Source organism: Paraburkholderia sp. BL17N1, from assembly GCF_003634175.1.
Taxonomy (GTDB): Bacteria; Pseudomonadota; Gammaproteobacteria; order Burkholderiales; family Burkholderiaceae; genus Paraburkholderia.
This window is the reverse complement of sequence record NZ_RBIW01000001.1, coordinates 1314542-1333121: the sequence shown is the minus strand read 5'-3', so window position 1 is coordinate 1333121 and position 18580 is coordinate 1314542. Positions and strand designations below refer to the sequence as shown.

11 protein-coding genes are annotated in these 18580 nt (G+C 56.9%); 1 reads left to right on the top strand and 10 read right to left on the bottom strand.

Going from position 1 to position 18580, the window contains the following annotated elements; translation table 11 throughout:
• Positions 1 to 8 precede the first annotated feature (8 nt).
• Genes B0G82_RS05780 through B0G82_RS05765 form a run of 4 tightly spaced genes read right to left on the bottom strand, consistent with a single transcriptional unit; the run spans position 9 to position 6947 of the window.
• Positions 9 to 941, bottom strand: coding sequence for a DUF3592 domain-containing protein (locus tag B0G82_RS05780; protein WP_121306914.1), 933 nt, complete (start codon positions 939 to 941; stop codon positions 9 to 11).
• Positions 942 to 991: 50 nt separating this feature from the next.
• Entirely contained in the window at positions 992 to 2071 is a 1080-nt protein-coding gene (locus tag B0G82_RS05775) for an SUMF1/EgtB/PvdO family nonheme iron enzyme (protein WP_121306913.1), read from the bottom strand.
• Positions 2072 to 2115: 44 nt separating this feature from the next.
• Positions 2116 to 4206: a hypothetical protein gene (locus tag B0G82_RS05770; RefSeq protein WP_121306912.1), complete on the bottom strand. Its 2091-nt coding sequence runs from the start codon at positions 4204 to 4206 to the stop codon at positions 2116 to 2118.
• A 32-nt stretch (positions 4207 to 4238) separates the two neighbouring features.
• Complete coding sequence (locus tag B0G82_RS05765) at positions 4239 to 6947, bottom strand: type VI secretion system Vgr family protein (protein WP_121306911.1); 2709 nt, start codon at positions 6945 to 6947, stop codon at positions 4239 to 4241.
• 852 nt (positions 6948 to 7799) lie between these two features.
• Here B0G82_RS05765 and B0G82_RS05760 point away from each other — a divergent pair.
• On the top strand, positions 7800 to 8873 hold the full coding sequence (locus tag B0G82_RS05760) for a DUF6708 domain-containing protein (protein WP_121306910.1): 1074 nt from the start codon (positions 7800 to 7802) through the stop codon (positions 8871 to 8873).
• Between the two features lie 711 nt (positions 8874 to 9584).
• On the opposite strand, the gene B0G82_RS05750 is transcribed toward B0G82_RS05760, so the two are convergent.
• From B0G82_RS05750 to B0G82_RS05720, 6 genes are all read right to left on the bottom strand, one after another.
• Entirely contained in the window at positions 9585 to 9842 is a 258-nt protein-coding gene (locus B0G82_RS05750) for a PAAR domain-containing protein (RefSeq protein WP_121306908.1), read from the bottom strand.
• Between the two features lie 73 nt (positions 9843 to 9915).
• Positions 9916 to 10521 carry a hypothetical protein gene (locus B0G82_RS05745; RefSeq protein WP_121306907.1) on the bottom strand — a complete coding sequence of 202 codons (606 nt, stop codon included), beginning with the start codon at positions 10519 to 10521 and terminating at the stop codon, positions 9916 to 9918.
• A 12-nt stretch (positions 10522 to 10533) separates the two neighbouring features.
• Positions 10534 to 12321: a LysM peptidoglycan-binding domain-containing protein gene (locus tag B0G82_RS05740; protein ID WP_121306906.1), complete on the bottom strand. Its 1788-nt coding sequence runs from the start codon at positions 12319 to 12321 to the stop codon at positions 10534 to 10536.
• A 9-nt stretch (positions 12322 to 12330) separates the two neighbouring features.
• Positions 12331 to 12867 carry a hypothetical protein gene (locus B0G82_RS05735; RefSeq protein ID WP_121306905.1) on the bottom strand — a complete coding sequence of 179 codons (537 nt, stop codon included), beginning with the start codon at positions 12865 to 12867 and terminating at the stop codon, positions 12331 to 12333.
• Between the two features lie 3 nt (positions 12868 to 12870).
• Positions 12871 to 15894: a type VI secretion system Vgr family protein gene (locus B0G82_RS05730; RefSeq protein WP_121306904.1), complete on the bottom strand. Its 3024-nt coding sequence runs from the start codon at positions 15892 to 15894 to the stop codon at positions 12871 to 12873.
• Between the two features lie 904 nt (positions 15895 to 16798).
• Positions 16799 to 17929 (bottom strand): reverse transcriptase family protein, encoded by a 1131-nt coding sequence (locus B0G82_RS05720; protein ID WP_347237479.1) that lies wholly within the window; start codon positions 17927 to 17929, stop codon positions 16799 to 16801.
• Positions 17930 to 18580: the final 651 nt, after the last annotated feature.

The following is an 18580-nucleotide window of genomic DNA, read 5'->3' as shown; positions in this document are numbered from 1 at the left end:
CGTTCAAACTAGGTCCGTTTGCTGTAGCGCCCACCGCTGAAGTCGACGGTGCTGATGAAGAACACACCCACGGCGAGGAACGGTAAGCCGATCGCAAAGAGAATGGCCGGCAGTCCCCAGTGTTCCCAGAAACTATCGATCATCGCGCGGTCGGGCGTGTTCGCGTCGTAGAGAACATCAACCTCGTCACCACTTTCGAGATCGTTATGGGATGACGACGACCCCTGCGCAAAAGAGACCTCTTTCCCTGTCTCCGTCTTGAACGCGACGATCGCCGAATACATATGCGCGCGCGGCTGATAAGGCCGTTGGGCCTCCTGTACTTCGACAACTCGCCCGGTCGTACGCTTATAACTCCCAATGATCTGCCGCTCGCGCATCGCGGAAGCGGCAGCGCCCAGCAGAAACCCAGCTCCGATCACAATCGGGATCAGGCAGACCAACAGATTCTGCCGACCGCGTTTGCGTCTCGCCTGCAAGTACGACAAAGGCGTGGCCTGTTTAACTTTCCCGCGCTCGATCACGAACATCACCGCGCCAATCGCCGAAAACACAACACTGAGCAACATCACCACGCCGATGGGAAACCAGCGCTGCCCAAAGTCGTCGATGATCGCCGAGTGTGCGGGGTCCGTCGGGTCGTAGAACACGCGCAGGGTTTGGCCAATGTCGTAAGCCGGCCGCGTCGACGACGTCTGGCCGGTGATCTGCTCCCGATCACCATGTGCGGTCGTGAAGACGATCACCGGCTGATACGAACGCCAGCTTCGGCCGCCTTGGTCGTAACTCACCACGGTCCCTTCGGCGACCGCCATGCGATGGGTGGTCATCAGCGAAGACACTAGCCAGAACAGCGAAAAAAGTAGGGCGCCGAGACTGAGCGTCAGGATGACGAGCGTGCTTCGACTATACGGCGACTGGGCGACGGTTGAGTTCATCATTAGCGGGCGGTCGGAGCGTGCAGGCGCATCTCATTGTTGTCGGGGATCAGTCATTGCATAACCGGCTCGCTCCGGTTAAGTACGCAGCGAAAGCCCACGTCGGATTTCGCGCTGTCAGGCGCCACGCCGACCCGGTCGATGACGAGATGAATTCGACTATCGGTTGCATAACGAACGCTGCGGAGGGTACCCGTCGTGGGACCGCGCGGATTGCGCGATGGACTGTGACTGTAATAGTTCGCATCGAACCAGTCATAGGTCCACTCCTTGCCGTAGCCGAACACGTCCGACATGCCTAGTTTGTTGTCGCCGTAAGTCCCCACGGGTCGGCTGAATTCCGGCGCCGGGCTAGTTCCTTTGCCCTTCGCCGTGATCAACTCGTCCATCTGGGTCACGTCATATTTGCCGTCAACGACCGGCACTTCCGTGCTCGGAATCACCCACTTCTCGCCACGTGAGCGCGCCGCGTATTCCCATTGCGCTTCCGTGGGGAGATCCAGCGGCAAGCCGGCGACATCGCCCGCCCATTTGCAGAAGTCGCGCGACTGCTGCCACGTCACGAACGCCGCGGGGAAGTCCGGAAAGCGATACTGCAGATCGAAGGCCTCGCGAATTCCAACCGGCGGCAAATGTTTGGCGCGTGTATAGAGATCGAAATCGGCGAACGTCACGCGATGTTTCAGGATCGAGTAACTATCGAGATCCACGTCGTGTGCTGGTCCGGCACCGTCATTGGCGGAGTAGGGGAGTTTTTCGGGAGAAGACTGAGGGCCGAAGTCGCCCATCACGAACTCCCCCCCCTTCACATAGAGGAGTTCCTTGCGAAGGCGGTCCTTCAAGGCGGCCAGTTCGTCGGCGTTGGGTGGCGGCAAGGTTTTGAAATAGTCCTGCAGGATGCGCACCGTGTCGTCGTACGGTTTTCCATGAGCCCAGCTCAACACGGCATTGATATGTTCCCATACGCTTTTGGGCGGCGATGGCGTCGTGATTTCGCGAATCAGGCGGGTCCTGTCGGCCGGCGCATTCGCGTCGATCTTGTCTGCAAGAGCGGCGCGTGACAGAAGTAGCACGGCCACGGCCGCCACTACTTTCAATGGCTTCACCGACACGCGGTAAGACAGATGACTCATGAAACGCAACTCCTCTTTTTCGTTATTTGAACTGCCACTGACTGTCAAGCTATCTGGGTATCAGTGCCCGCGGTGCGAGTCGGATCGAGCCATGCGACATTCGTTCCTTCCTGCATGGCATACCTGGGCGTGTCGTTGAATGCAAAGCGAAAGCCGGGGGCGGGTGCGTCGCGAGGCTGGCTCTCGAGCATCGCCAACTGATCCATGCCGATGAATCGACCGATCTCGGCACGCGCAAACTGCGCATCGCCCTGTTGACTGAAGTCAGGCGAGGTCGATTGATAAACATTCTTGACTTCGTTCTTCACCTGCGCGGCCGCGATGATACGGCTGATCGCCGACGCGGCTTCGAGGCGAAGATCTTCGAATTCATCGCCGATCGCCTTTAGTGCGTAAACCAGATAGCCCTTCACTTCCGCGAGACTGTTGAGCAACGCATCGTTCGCGTTGTGAATGGCCTCGATAAACTGCCTCGGCTTGGTTCGGACGAATTCCTGCAAGGCCGACATGAGTTCGCGCTCCTGCTGGCCGACGTAGTTGCCGATTTCACGGCCGGTGACGATGGCCAGCGTGCACATGGCACAGAACGTCTTGAACGCGGTGTCGGCAAAGTACTTGAGATTCCGGTCCCCGGCGTAAGCAATCTGCGTCTTGGCCCACCACACGAATTCGCCCATATAGACGACATCGACCACCGCTTCGATATCGCCTTTCAAACCGACGCCGGCGCATAGTCCCGCTTTCATCAGGATGCGGAACTTGCCGTCGTATGTGATATGGAACGCGGCCTGCGCGCCCGCGCCGGCTTGTGCGCTGGCGCCGGGCTTGATGGACGCGAAGGCGGTCCATTTATCCCTTTTCTCCTCGGGGCGCCGCCACTGAAACGCGCCTTCGATCGATGCTTCGGCCTCGACGCCTACAAACGCCTTGAGGTCTCCCCCGGCGTCTGTTTTATCCTCGACCTTCGTGACGTCGACCTTGGCGGTCTTCATTTGCGCCAGGTCTCGCTTGGCACGCGTGCCTCGCACTTGCTGGGTCTTGCCGTCACGCCCCAGCTTGAATTCAATGCCGCCCTCAGCAAGCAGACTGGCGCCGCACGAAGCGCCGGCCTTCAGCGTGGCGGCGAGACGAAAGAAGCCCAGATCGGTATCCGGCGTGTGGGCCCACGAGTATGCGCCGGAAGCCTCTTGCGTCGGCGCGGGAATCCAGAGTTGCAGGCCCGCTTTCGATGGCAGGAAGAACTTGGCCTGAAGATTGCCGTCGGCGAGGACCGCGCCAATTTCGCCTTTTCCTTTGGCAGACACGGCAATTTCGCCGCGCAGGTGCAATGCGTCGTCGAACGATTTGACTGTGCTCTCGACCTTCGCGCTCGCACCGGCTCCCGCGAAAAGCCGCAACATTTGCGCACCACCGGAAAACTCGCTCATCGCGTCGGGATCGTCCGGCGACTTGAAATTGGCGTTCTTATTGAACGCAGCCGTCATTTGCAATGTCCAGTCGCATCCTAACGGATCCGTCTTCCACTCGTGATATTTGGTCTTCTTCAACGCCGAGTTGAGCTTGTCATTCATCTTGTCGTGGTCGAGTTCGTACTTTCCGGTCGACGGGTCTTTCTTCAAAAATGACTTGAGCTGCGGCTTATCCGAATCCAGCTTGTAGCGGCGGAAATGATTCGCGACCTTCGACGAACGAACATAAGTCAAGCGTTGACCAACATAGGCTTCAGTGCCGGATTTGAATTTCTTGAGCGGCATGAGCTCCCATACGCCATCCTTATTGAATGCCGGCGTATCGGTCAATTCCTTGTGGACGGCCTGGGTTGCGGCTTCTTCCTTCTGTATCGCGGCCTTGAGGCTCGCTTCGAGTTGCGGCCGGAGGGCGACGTTGCCTTGCTGATCGAGCCAGTTGGCATGGGCCGCGCCAAGTTGCTGACGGGCTTCGATGAGGTCCTCGGACAATTTGCTCATCAACGCGATTTCGTTCGCGACGGGCTCGATCGATTCGACCGGACATTCGAAAAGCTCGGCCGTCTCGGGATAGAAGAAGTAAAGCGGTACCTGTTGCGCTTTGGCATCCGCAACGCTTCCCGTTTGGTCGTTGGTGCAACTCTGCCCCGCGACTTTCTGTTCGCTCATGGTCTCAACTCGCCCGTTATGTGGTTGTGTTCCTAGACCCAGTCGTCCTCATGGAACATCTTCAACTCCTGTTCCTTAGTACCGGTGAAGACCCGCACGGTTTTGCCCTCGGCGTCGGTAATGCCGCGGGCCAGCACCTGACCATCGCCGCTTTCAATGCGGTAAGGCGCGAGCGGCATCACGTTGCCGGTGGTCTCGTCCTTCAGGATGAATTGCTGGTCGTTGACCACACTCTTGGGCAATGCCGCGGGTTGCCCGTCGTAGCGCGTCGGGCCGGTGAACGAATGTTCGGAGCCTTTGATATCCACCTGGCCCGGCGCGTGAACCTGAATGTTTCCGCCGCTGATGCGGATATAGGCACCGCCCGACGTGAGCAGAATTTCTTTTTCCGCACTCAACTGGATGGCATCGGTGGAGGATGAAATCTTGATGCCTTTGCTCGCAAGCACGTCAATGCCGTCTGTCTGCGCCTGAATCTCGAGCTTGCCGCGCGCGGCGATCAGTTTCATGCCGAGCTTGTATGCGAACAGGCTGATCTTATCGACCGCATTTGCGACGAGGCTCTTGCCGATCGCAACATTGATATCGGTGTTCGCGGATATCGTCGCGTTCTCGCCCGCATGGATATGGACGCTCTCCGGCGTGGTGATTCCTACGCCTTTGGGTGAAGCGAGCAACAGCACGGGATCGCTGAAGCCGTTGGCTTGCCCAGTGCCGCCTGACGTCTCCTGTCCTTGCGCGGAGGAAGCCGGCAAGGCAGGCGAAGCGCTTCCGCCGTAGCTCGACTGGGTGGCATTTGTGAAGGTCTTCAGCGAGTCGATCGCTTGCATCTCGGCTGCACCGTGTTGTTGCGCAGTGTCCGCCGTTGCGCTCAACAACTGCTGACCTGCGGTCAACTGACCGCGCGCTTCGGTGGCGTCGAGTTGTTCACCGCTCGCGGCCGGACGGCCAAACGTGCTGATATAGAGACCTTTCTGCGAGCGGATCGCGCCGTATGCGTCGGTGGCAAGTTCGAAGCCGGTGCCGCGGAATGCGCCACGCGTGTTGTCGGTTTGCGAGACCAGATAGCCGAGATTTAACTGTGCTGCAGTTTGCGTGCTGTAAAGCTGCACGCGATTCTGGCCGGTGGAATCGTCGAGCACTAGCTGGTTATACCCCGAGCCTTTATGTTCCTTCGACTTGTAGCCGGACAACTGGCCTTGCGTGTGCCACTGCGGCGAACTCGCGGAATTATAGACGCGGCCTGTAATGAGCGGCCGGTCAGGATCGCCGTCAATGTACGTGATGATGACTTCCTGACCGATGCGCGGCACGAAGACGCCGCCCCAGTTGCTGCCGGCATTCGGGTATGACACGCGCACCCAGCAGGATGCCTTTTCGTCGCCGCTATTGATACGGTCCCAGTGCATGCGGACCTTCACGCGATTCAACGAGTCCGTAAAGACTTCTTCACCTGAGGGACCGACGACCGTTGCGGTCTGCGTCGGCATGACGGGTTTGTGATGGTCCAACGGACTGCGAAACGGAATGCTGCGCCGCTGAGCCTCAATGGTCGCCATGAAAAAGCCGGTGCTGCCGTCGCCGCTCGGAATCAGCGCGGACGGCTGCACTGGGCCGAAATTGGCGCGCGTCGCGTTGACCTTACTCTGGAGGCTATGCGGAAAATCGGCACCGCCACGTGATACCGGCAGATTGTTCTCGATCACCCACTCCACTGCGAGCACGGCGAATTGCCGCTCTTGCTCGTTGCCGCCTGAATGATCCGGATGATCGACGAGTTCAAACCACTGCCCTGCATCGAGCCGCCGTACTGCGCCTACGCCATAGAAACGCTTTGCGCTCGACTCCCACTCTTCCATGCGGATCTTCGAAAGCGCGTCGCCGCGGTCCTGCTCGCGATAAGTGTATGCGCCGGAATATTCATAGACTTCCGCTTGCGAAGGCAATGAACCTTGATTGCCGACCGTCGGGATATTGGTGCCTTTCGCATATTGTGGCGATTTATAGTCGAATGTACTCGTGACAAGCGAGGTGCTTTGCAGCCTTCGGGTACCGGACCATTGAACGAGCGCGTCGGTTTCGCTGTCTGTACCCGCCCGATAGAACGCCACGCTTTGCGGTGAAGCAGGTTTGAACGAATCCAGATTGTCCGTCACTACCAACTTGTGCGACTGTCCGTCTTTGGCCTGTTCAAAATAGCTGTACCAGCCTTCGGCTTCCATCAAACGATTGACGAAATTCCAGTCGTCTTCGTACTGAACGCAGAATGACCGCGGCTGAAGCGGCTTATTCAGCGCAAAGCGAAAAGCGCCTTGGGCTTGAGGATGCTGATTGAATACGTCAGTAATGATTTCATCAACTGTGACGTCCTGCCAGATGCGCGCATCACTTCTGAAGCGCAGAAAATGCAACCAGCATGCAAATGCGATTTGATAGCTGGTCAACCCGCCATCCGAGCCGAGCCGGCGAGCGGTGTGAACGAACCCGTGCACTGGGCGATATGATTTGTCGGTTTGCTGGATCCATAGCGTAACGGGCTGCGCGATAAGCCGTTTGAGCTCGATGTTTTCGTCTGTAGACGCGACGTCGACGGTGAATGCGTAATCGCGGCCTATGCGGCTGTTTCCCACCACTCGCTGGACGAGCAATGCATTCGCGCCGATAGGCGTATCCAGCTTGAGCAAACGCTCATTCTGGAAAATTCCCGAACGAATTTGTTCGATTAGGTCTGCTGCGCCCATTTTTTACACCCCGTCTTGTCACGCATTGGTTCTAGCCCGCCAGATTCTAAGTCTGATGATAGCGGATGGTAAACATTCCCTTTGAATGTGGCTATTTGTTCATGTTAAAGGTGCCGCGACCGGAAATACATTCCGGTCAAATTGTTAAATCCTGTAATTCGGAAATATTTTCTTGAGCATGCGCGCATTACTGTTACTGTAAGGCGTCTCCCAATTAGCAAGATGAGATCGGCCATAATGAGTTTTCCCTCGTAAAATAAATCCCTTGTTGAATAGATAAACTCAATCAAGGAGATGGCGATGACTGCCAAGGCAATGCGGACAACGTACACGCTCGAATTCAAACGAAAAGCGGCACGGCGGGTCAAAGAAAGGCAAAGCATGGCGGCAGTGGAGAGATATTTGTTGAAATAACTTCGGCAAGACTTATCGTCCATTTTCGAAGCGACAGGCGGCCTGGATGCCCGGTTGCCAACGTGCTCCGACTCGGCTGCTGGAAACTATTGGACCGAAAAAATTGCCAACCTGTTGATCAATAACGGATGCTAGTCCAACGAATTCCGTCTCCCCTTCAGCTCGGACAAACGCATAAGTTGAAAAAATAAGACCCGTAAGTTGAGAAACTGATGGGTCTTTTTTCATGACTCGGTTTCCACCCCTGTTCTGCCGAAGCTGTAATATTTGCGAAGAGGCGAATTGGTCTGAATTCGGATCGGTCGATGTGTAAGCAGCCCGTTGTATCGATTGTCGCAGCTGGACTGCGTTTCCAGCCGAACTCGAACTTGTTGGGTCCGATTTCCGACGCTTAAGGAAGAGTGGAGCGCATTCAACTCTGCGGCAGGAGGCTAAGGTATGGATGAACGTTTGATGAAAAAGTGCATCGGTCTGTCAGTGCCGGAATGGGACATGGCGCACCGCCTCCCGATCAATCGTCCTGTTGGACCTGACATGTGGGATAGCGGAACCGTTTTTCGCTTCAATTCCGCTTACATGGACGTGACTGACCAGTCATTCATGGAAAAAAAATGGATGATGGGTGCTGCGCTTATTGCATCGATAGCGATTGCGTGCGGCCTGTTTTTTCTCGCGTTGTTGATGAGCAATCCTCATGCGCCGCTATTCCTATACGTGATTCCAGCGGTATTTATCGGCGGTTTCGGATTTCTTTTAATTCGCTTCGGCCGCGGCGTTATGTTTTCGCTGACTCGCATGCCCATTCGCTTCCATAGGACAGCACGAAAGCTGTTCGCCGTACGCGGGCGACGTTACCTTGGCGCGAAGAACCAAGGCGATCACGTTTGGGAGATTCCTTGGGACGAAGAAGAATTATTTTGCTTGCACAAGGAAGTAACCCAGTTCGGCACGGTCTATCACATCCGGCACTACGCGCTCGACGCCGAAGGCAAAGTCGCCCGCGTGTTCTCTATTGGACGCGAGTGGACCGGAAAGCCAGAGATCGAGATTCTGCTAGCACAATGGAGCTACTGGTGTACCTTCATGAATGAAGGACCGCAAGCGTGCCCCAAGCCGATGTTGTTCCATAAAGAGCGCGAAACACCGCGGGAGTCATTTCTGTACTCACTCTATGGTTTCGGGCTCACCGGCTCGCTTTTCTGGCGACTTATCACCATGCCGATGGTGCTGATCTTTACACCATTGCGGATGCTTGCTATCGCCACGTCCCGGGCGCCTATCTGGCCAGAATCGATCGAGGAGATCAGTCGGATCGATCCAAACGATGCGTATGCTGAGCCGAGAAGGGGTACTCCGGTCGGTTGGGCAGAGACCGTTCTGGCGCAACAGCGCAAAGAATATCCCGACGCGCCGCAACGCAAAACAGAGGGATGGTCTGGCGTAAAGGACGGCGTTGAAAACGCTAATCAATGGGCTCTTGATCAGCCGCCGAAGAACTTGGCGGCTGGCTAACGGCGCAGAGTGCTATTGACGCGCAATTGGCTATTCACTTATACCACCAGCGGCTTTTCGAGTTCTCGCGAGGCGCACTCGTCGACGATTCGGCAGGACAGGCTGGCGATGGATGGGGTCGCTAATCGAAGACAGTCGGACCAAACGAATCGGTCAGAAAGGGGTTTCACGAAGATGCTCCGAAAAATCATTCTTGTCGGCAAACCACCGAGCACCGGGGGCGCTGCTCTGCCTGATGACGGAATCTACATCACGGGCGTTGACGGCAGACCCGCCGCGCTTATTGGCGGGAAGGTCTCATGCAGTGCCTGTCAGACCACCTGCGCGATCTTCAAGGCTGGTGGTCCATGCCGGAAGCGGAACAATGGGCAAGAGACCGCCTTTGAGGGAGACCGCGTCCGCTGTAAGTGTGAAGTCAATCTGACCATCGTATCCGCAGTGGGCTACGACTGGCTGCCTGAGGTTGACGATCGGATTTGAAGGACGCGTTGAGCATGTGTGCCACTCCCGGCAGTTTCAGCTTAGAGACGCGAATGGATCCCCGATGCCTGCTACGCACTACACGGCAAAATTGCCGGATAGCGTACTGCGGCACGACATAACGGATGACAAAGGCATGACCGAACTGTACGAAACAGATGGACCAAAAAGGATTGAGGTCCATATTGGGCACTTACTGCCGAACAGGGCAACGTTGACCGGCACGATGCGCTATCTAGGCCCGCCCGTCGGCAAAGACGAAATCAGCGTGCAACCGCACTCACATGAATCACCGTGTTGCGCCACCTCCAGGCCTTTATCGCGAGCTTGCGAGGTGGCACTGGCGATATGGTTATCACCGTGCTCGGGACACGATACAGCGTCCCCGATTCTCGCGACGGGCTTTCCCATAAAGAAGCAGGTTGCTGAACCCCGCAGTACCTCGCCATTCGAACTGGTACGATCACCGACCCGTATCACTCCAGGCATAACTTCTCCAGTTATTTGAGCTGACTACAGATGTCACCAAAGGCCGCCTTCCCGCGCCGAACAACTTTATCAATCAATCCGGAAAAGTCTGTTCAGTGAGTTTCACCGGCCGGCCGTTGACCGAAAACTTATACTGAACGACGTTCTTATTCTGCGACGACTGCGCGGAAAAAGAGACTGCTCCATCGCTAGTGGAAAATTTTTTGTCCACTTCTTCGCTGGCGATTTTTCCCGAGACAATCGCTGCGGAATACGGCGACAAAGCAGGTGGCATGCTTAGATCTTTTACCAGCTTGCGCATCCTCGGATTCTGCGCAGACTGATCGACGAGGCTCGCTTCGTAGATATATGTCCAGCCGGTGATCTTCTTGAGATGATCGGCGACGTCGTCATCCCATTGATAATTCTTTAGCAACTCCGCAAGCGTAATGGCCGAGTTCTTGTTAACTTTCACGCAGCAGAGAACACCGTTCTTCGTTCCAGCATCCACCAGCCCGGTGAACACCGTATCGTCGGCAATTTTTTGATCGACGAAAACAATATTGTGGCGCACTGCATCGGGTCCACCATGCGCGTCGGCAACGGGCAGTTGCTCCCATACACCGACGATCGGGGCATGCTGGGCATTCGCAAAATTGCAGATCAAAGCGACAAAAACCGATACGGCGATTCTTTTCATAACTTTCCTTGATTAATGACCCGTGTCAGACCAATGCATGTTTTCGTGGGGATAATAAGTCACGCCGTAGCCGTCACCAACGTGCTTCAAGTCGGCAAATGACCTGAGCTCAACTTCATGGCCCGCCGCGTCCTTGACCCGCTTGCCCACGTACCCGGTGATATTCATGTCGACTGCCGCGCCGTAATTGTGGCGAGACCGCCCAGGCCTACCGACTGCCTGCATCGCTGAATTGACATTGATGCCATAGCCGCGGCACATCTCCTTTGCGGCTTTAATCGATGCGTCTAGATCCATGCTGCCGTCGGCGTTGCGGTGTACCCAATCTATGTTGACGCCCGAATACGGTGGCACACGGTCGGGACGTTCGCGCCCTTTAGCAATTTCAAAGGCATGGAACATGAGGTATGAGCGCTGGATTGGCCGAAGCGCGGCATTGATCCTCACTGAGATGTTCGCATCACGCATTGCACCGATAAACGCGCTGGCGTTGGCCTTGAAAGAATCGTTCAGTGAACTGAGCGAAGCACTGCCTGGAAACTTGCTGCACCACGCTACGCCACTTGGCTCAAGCGTGGGGGAGCTAACCACGGTTTGGGGATGGCCGTTTGGAGCGTGCTGATGTACTACGCCCGCAGGCGCGGCAGCGCCGCCTGACGGGTGTGGAGTGGCACTCGATCCACTACTCGCCGCGCTGCCGGTGCTGGCTGGCGCCGGCACATGCGGCGTTGGTGCTGGCCGGTTATTTCCCGCTGCGTTGTTCACCGCCGTGCCGCTAATGTGCGTGGCAGAGTCGGTAGCAGGTTTGGCGGCGGTGACTGTCGTCTGCGGTTTAGCGCTCGTGCCCTGTGCATGAGGTTGACCGGTCGACTGAGATTGAGCATCGGCCGAGGGAACCTTGAGGTGCTGATGCGCGTAAATGTGATTCGCATCCTTCAATCCATTTGCGCCGACCATCGCATCAATGGTGGTCCCGTATTTCGCAGCTATCGACGACAGCGTTTCCCCGGGCTGGACGATGTGTACGCGTGGACGTGCGGATTCATCTTTTGCATGCAGCCGCGGGCGTGTGGAGACCAGATGATATGGGGCGTTGAACGTAAAGGCGTTGGACGCCGATGATGTGGAAATCTGCCCTACGTTCTCGTGGTCATCCAACTCGCGCTTGTAGGCGATGGTGACATCCTGCCCGAGCAAGCCGCTATAGATCCAGGGGAGTTCGCCGTTGTCATTGGTTTTTGCATCAAAACTGGCGTTTGCTCCTTTAATCTGCATTGCCTGGCCTGCGAAAGGCTGGTTCAACTTGTCGAGCATCTGAACCTGGACGGGTTTGCCCAGAGGTTTGATCACCCCCGGAACCCAACCCTCCTTTTGCTCCATCGCTGCAGACACAGCTTTGAACTTGTCGTCGGGCAGTGAACCGACGACATCGGTGGACGAAACGCCCGCCTTCTTTGTCACGAAGCCAATATAGCCTTCCGTATCGTTCTCAGATGGCGGCGCGTAGACAGTGATCATGCCTCGGATAGTGCTGTCGCCGTAGCCATCCTTAAGCAGCTTCTGATGTGCCGCCTGACCGGCCGCGCGGTCGGGGAAAATGATGAACAACGACTTTGCATTGCTCGTGCGCTGAGCGTAGCCAATAGCCGACTTCATGACATAAGCGCGCGGCTTGGTCAGGTTGCCGGGATTGTTGGTGCGCCACGCAAATGAACCGCCTATGTAGAGTGTTTCATTGCCCTCTTCATCGAAGTAATGAACGGTTCTTTTTTCGCGATCGTAGGTTGCTCTGACGAACATGTGTAGCCTCTACTTCGAGAAAAATTCTTTGGCCAGCGCATCGCCTGCATCCATGTAGGACGCCTTGCTGCTCGATGTCCGCTCGAGCTTGAATCGAGCCAGATCGAGGCTGCCGTTGAACCGGTATACCTTGAAGATGATCGGGGCAGGCTTTAAATACAGATCGGGCGGGCTACCGCCATTTTTGGTCGCGACGACCGCGTAAAGCGCATCCGCCGCGCGATACATTGCAATGGCCTGCACGGTTGAGTCTGCAGACTCGACGGTTCTGAATTCAGAACTACTGCTATCAGGTTGTTCAACGGGTATCTGTAGCCAGGTGCCTCCGGGTTTTTCCGGGAGGACGTAGCTGGTGAACGTGTCATAGCTATGAGCCGTCAGTGTGCCAACGTAGCCTTTGATCACTTTGACGGTCATACCCGTTAGCGCTACATCATTCGCACCATCCATCAATTTCAATTCCGCATGTGCGGGGATAGGTTTGGCGTCGGCACCATAGGCTGCAGAAATACAGAACGCCAAACACAGGATTGCGACAATCTTCATGCGTCAGTCCTCACCATCCAAAATGGCCTGTTTGATTGCCGGGTCATTGAACACGAGATGTTCGATCAGCGAGCGTTGGAATTCGCTCGTGTCCGCACTGGCGAGCGGTGCCGAGTTTGAGTTGATCGACGATTGAAGCGGTTTTCCATCGTCGCTCGCACCGGTGTCGTCTGTTTCATGGGACTGCTGATCCGCGAGTTGGACAAAATCTGGAGACGCTTCGGCCGCATGGTCGACTCCGCAACCGCAGTCGGCGTCGTTGTGTTCGGTCTTGAGCCAGTCGCCCTTTTCTCCGAGCAGTACGCTTAGGGCTTCCGTGTTGGTGTGGAAAACGCGTTGCGTCGAACCGGACTCATCGATCATTCCCTTTGCGATCACGGCACCGCTATCGTTGACGAACTGATAGGGAATCGCGTCCGCCATCCCCATACGCTCCTGGAGTTGCTTGTCCAGAAGGACCTTCGTGCTGAAGTTAGCGGGAATCTGGCCCGGCCAAAGTTTCTCCGAATCGGGGAGTTGCGCCGGGCCCTCCCAATGGAAATTGCCGGACTTGAGCGTGATGCTGCCTGGACAACCCAGCTCGATATTGCCGTTGGCGATCTTCACGTATGCGCCGCCGCTCGTCAGAGTGACGCCCTGTTTCGCTGCGATCGTAATTTGACTTTCGACACTATTCAGCTTTACATCCTGAGCCCCTGACAACGCCAGCGCGGCGTCGGTACTGCGTATCGTAAGATTCTTGAGCGCGCTCAGAGACATTTCATCGTTCTGCGCCTGGATGTCTACCTTGCCGCTCGACGCAAACATCTTGATACCAGCCTTCTGTACGAACAGACTGATCTTTTCCACAACACTCAGTACGAGCGATTTCCCGGTGGCAAGGTAGGTGTCCTGCCCGCTAACTACATTGATGTGCTGGTCCGAACCGATATGAGTCGACTGCGGGGTCGACAGCGCGATACCCGATGGACTGGCCATCAGCATGATGGGTGTCGCAAAACCATTTGCGCTACCTGTGCCGCCGCCTGCAGTTCGCCCTCCAGCCGAATCGCGCCCTGTCACACTATGCTGGGTTGCATCGGTAAACTTTTTCAGGGCATCCTGACCTGCTCGCATGCTTTCTGCCTGACCTGCGACACTCGCCTCGGACACGGCTTCGATCACGCTTTCCGCATTGATCAATTGTTCGCTTGCCGGCTGGGAACTCAAAGGTTGTCCGACCGACGTCGGATGCGTAGAAACATACAAACCTTGCCCTGCCCGAATTGCGCCATAAGCGTCGGATTTCAGGTCGAAACCACTGCCCAGGAAACCACCACGCGCGTTGTCCGAATGCTGGATCAGATAGCCAAGGTGCAAATGCGAGTTGTAGCTGCTCGAGTACAGTTGAACCCGGTTCTGGCTCGTCGAGTCGTCCATCACGAGTTGATTAAAACCATTGCCGCCGTATTCTTTGGACCGGTAACCTGACAGCAGACCGTTCGAATGCCACTGTGGTTTCGTCGCGCCGTTATACATGCGCGAGATCACCACAGGCCGGTCGCAGTCGCCGCTGACGTGATCGATCAGAACTTCTTCCCCGACCCTCGGCATATGGACTCCGCCATAGCCGGCACCAGCATCCGATTGCGCGACCCGCACCCAACATGAAGCCCGCTCGTCGCCGCCATTCACCCGGTCCCAGATGAACTGTACTTTGATCCGGTTCAGATCGTCCGTGTAAACCTCTTCACCTTGCGGACCCACTACGATCGCCGACTCGAGATGCATTTGCGGCTTTTTGTGTTCGAGCGGACTGCGATACGGCACATTCGTACGTTGCGCTTCGATTTCCGTCAGATAGAAACCCTCGGACCCATCTGGGTGTAAGACCTTGAGCACGTTGCCATCGCCATGGGTCGCACGTACCTCTTCCAACGTGCGCTGCAGGCTATGCGGGAACGCTGTGCCCTGACCACCTACCGGGACGTTGTTCGCGATCATCCACGTTGTTTCGATCACCGCGAATTCCTTCTGGCTCGCCTGATCCCGGTCGTGGTCCGGGTGGCCATTCAGAATGAAGCGTCGTCCCGCTTCGATCCCTCGCAAGCCGCCGACGCCGTGAAACCGTTTGGCCTGAGACTCCCATTCCTCCATCCGGATCCGGGACAACTGGTCGCCCCGATCCTGCTTGGAATAGGTGTACGCGCCGGTGTATTCGTACACTTCGGTCTGATCCGGCAACGCGCCTTGATCCGGCATGGTCGGCACGCTCGTGCCCTTCGGATTGAACTGGGTCGAGGGGTTCTTGTAGTCGAACGTGCGTGTAGTGAGCGTCGTGCTCTGCAACGTGCGCGTGCCGGACCATTGCGTGAGAGCATCCGTCTCACTGCGCGTGCCCGCACGGTAGAACGTCACCGTCTCCGGCGAGAGCGGTTCGAACGTCTGCAACCGGTCGGTGATCACGAGCGTGTGGGATTTGCCATCCTGCGCCTGCTGCCAGAACCCATACAGCCCTTCTGACTCCAGCAGTCGGTGCACGAAGTTCCAGTCATCTTCGTCCTGTCGGCAATAGGAACGAGACGGCAATGGCTTTGAAAGCGCGAACTGAAATAAGCCCTTGGCTTGCGGATGGCTGTTGAAGACATCCGTCACGATCTCGTCGACGCTTTTGTCCTGCCAGATACGCTGGTCGCGGCGGAACTTCAGGAAATGCATCCACGACGCGAAGCCGATCTGGTAGCTCGTCAGGCCGCTGTTCGAACCGAGTCGCCGTGCCGTATGCACGTAGCCGTTGTGCGGCAAATACGATTTGTCGGCTTGCTGAATCCAAAGCGTTACCGGTTGGGCAATTAGCTTCTTGAGTTCTATGCCGCCTGCAGCGGATACCACGTCGACGGTGAACTCGAAGTGCCGCCCGATGCGCGAGCGGCCCGCTACGAATTGAGGCACCAATATATTCGCCCCAAGCGGTGTATCCAATTTGAGCAAGCGATCACTTTGCGATAGGCCGCCTGCAATTGTGCTGATAATTTCTTGCGCTCCCATACCGCCTCTTTTTATCCCGTAGCCGAATGCGCCCCCGCACTGCCGAGCGATAATACAAAAATACAGACGACTCCGCCAGCTTGTGAATATAAGAAATTGTAAAGCAGGATTTCTGACTGCACTTAATGCAAGAGGCATATAGGTGAGGTCGTAATTGGTCTTCGGTCAGCTGGGCGACTGGGCAATCCGATCCGATACGGTGTTTCGAGAACGGAGCCGCTGGCGAAGGCGCTTGAACGCCGTGGGCTCCTTTCGAGAGCTTCGGCATAAGGCCATTCATGTATTTTCCACGCCGGTTTAATCACTCATGGAGCTATGGGGCATTGCCCCTCGATTTCACATGATGTCCAGTTAATTGCACAGAAGTGAGAAAAAATTTTCCAAATCCAATTATTAAGCGGTAATATTTTCGAGCCACAACGAGTGCGGCGGGTGAGGGAAATTTGCGTCTTTGATAGAATTAATATTCTGGCGGGCTCGACAAGACGACACACGGCGGGCATGTGACGACCGCTGCGACGATTTCAAAGTGATGGACGTGCCCGTCGCACTCGAGGGCGACAAGACGTGGTGTCCCGCAGTGCCAGGGCACCTATGCCATCTTGCCGAAGGACAGCACAGGCCGGCATTTCGGTAAGGCGGTCGCTTATCACGGAGATCCGACGAAGTGCGGTGCCACGCTGATCTCGTCGCTGTGAACGGCGCTCATGGTACCGACGCCTACCTGCTATCCGGGGAGAGCCACGCCTGATGCCTCATGCAAAACGATCAGGTCGATCCGTCGCCGCTCGCGCTCAACACATTGTTAGCGGATTTCACGCGGAGTGGCCTGTGACCGGCGCTGCCGACGGCGGACACGAAGCATGCTTAACAAGTTGATTCCCGCGTTCGACTCCGCGTTCGCCTAGTTCTCCTCATCCCACTCGATCCGCTCAAGCAAAGTCCTCAGCTTCGCCCCCCTCGCCGCATTCACCATACCGACGTGTGCCACGCGCCCCGCAAGATGCGCGCGAAAGTCCTGATGACAATCCCGATTCTGCGACCGCCACCCATGTTGTACGCAATTGGTCAGCACGGCCTTCAACGCATCGAAATCCGGCCGCGCCACATTCGCATGGCTGTTGACCACCACCCCGGCCAGATGCTGCCGCGCACTACGCCGCATCACGCGCGTCTTCCTCAGGTTGACGCCGAAGCCTTCTTCAAGAGCAATCGCCGCGACTCGAATGCATAAGCGATCAGCCATACGCGCAAACTCCTCGTCTCCGGAAAACGCAAGGTCATCGGCATAACGCGTGTAAGTCGCGCCGACGGAACGCGCGAGACCCGCCAGCCGAAGATCGAGCCGAAAAGCGCACAGGTTAGCCAATGCCGGCGATGTCGGCGCGCCCTGCGGCAAATGCCGGTTCCGATAGCGCTGCCGCTCCCGCCAGTCGATCCGGTCGCGCACATCCGGCGCGAGCAAGCGGCCGCTCGGGATGCGATTGGTACACAGCGCAGTCAATGCCCTTGCAACGGGCCGCGGGTAACCCAAAGCGTAAAAAGCGGAGTAAACGCGTCCCGCATGAACTGACGCGAAGAAATCGGTCAAATCGAAGCGCATCACTACCGCTTTCCCCACATGCGGCGCGGCAAAAGTCACGATATTCCGGCCATGTCGAAAACCATGCGCCGCTTCGTGCGCCGGAATACGGTCGAGCAAACCCGACAACACTTTGCGTTGCAAAGCCCGCAATCGCGGCTTGGGAATCTCGATGATCCGACATCGACCGTCGCGCTTTTCGATCGACTTGTACGCGTAGTGATGAAGCGGCGTCGCCGCGCCATGCGTCGGCACGCGCCAACGGTCGGCAAACCAGTCCAAATCTCCCGGCTCGATATCTAGCCAGGCGGCCAGATCGCCGAGCGTCGGCAATTGAGGCAAGGTCACGTCATGCAACCACGGCGGAGGCGGGCGCTGAAACGGCGGCCGCGTCAGCACGCGAACCACTCTCGGCGGCTGCTCGCTGCGCCACGCTGACACGAAGCCGGGCATCCCGGCCACGACCGTCGAAACCTCCTTGCGCCCGACGCTATCCCAACGCGCAGCGAATCGCTTCGCTACGTGGCGCGCCAACCCATCCATCCAGCGGGCGCTTTCGCCCAGCACGAGCGTCATCCGCTCGACCATTCCGCCGGGCTCAGGCGAGCCCGCCAGCATGGCATCGGCAATCGCGTAGGTAACGTGTTGCAATGAAGATAGCGACATGCGAAAGGAAGGCGGGGCGGCCAGTCAACGCGTCTTGTGCTGTGTGAGCGCTCTTGCGTAAGACGCAACTGAGGCTCATGCGACGAACTGCGGAGTAGTGTTGATCCACGGGGTAGCCCCGTGGTGCCCGGAACCTATGTAGCCAGCATCCAGGCGTGCTTGACCAGCCGTCCCGCGTGGCGACGATAAGCGAGCCGCCCGGAGCTTGTCAACGCGTCGGCCGTACGAAAGGATTTTTCGCCATAGATGGACGGCGACAATCTGACGGTTGCGCGGTCGAACATAACTGACACAGCGTATGTTCATGCAGAACCGACGAGATGCGGTTGGGCAACGTCAACCCCGCCTGGTTATCCACACCCCCGTCTGGACAACTCGTGTACAAGCCACCTGACACGTTGTGGGTGAAACCTTGATAAAAACGCCGCGTCGCCGGGG